General features: G+C 34.4%; 2 pseudogenes. One reads left to right on the top strand and one right to left on the bottom strand.

Annotated features, from left to right (window positions below):
- Nucleotides 1-7 precede the first annotated feature (7 nt).
- Nucleotides 8-115 (top strand): annotated as a pseudogene (locus IDG64_RS14795) (FAD-dependent oxidoreductase); the annotation flags it as partial.
- Here the strand turns inward: IDG64_RS14795 and IDG64_RS14800 are convergent.
- Nucleotides 109-247, bottom strand: a pseudogene (locus IDG64_RS14800) (tRNA uridine-5-carboxymethylaminomethyl(34) synthesis GTPase MnmE); the annotation flags it as partial. The pseudogenes IDG64_RS14795 and IDG64_RS14800 overlap by 7 nt on opposite strands.

The raw sequence follows: 247 nt of genomic DNA on the forward strand, positions 1-247 counted from the left end.
TTATATTGTGGTTCAAGAATATGATGTAATCGTTATAGGTGCGGGACATGCAGGTGTAGAAGCAGGTTTAGCATCTGCAAGACGTGGTGCTAAAACATTAATGCTAACAATAAATTTAGATAATATTTCCCAAGTTCTAGTTAAATCAATTTGTACCATATCCATAGGCACACCAGATTCTGCTGCATCAATCGCATCTTGTATCGTTTGTCTTGCTTGTTTTAATAATGAAATATGTCTTGAATTA

The organism is Staphylococcus sp. EG-SA-15, assembly GCF_017151895.1.
GTDB lineage: Bacteria > Bacillota > Bacilli > Staphylococcales > Staphylococcaceae > Staphylococcus > Staphylococcus aureus.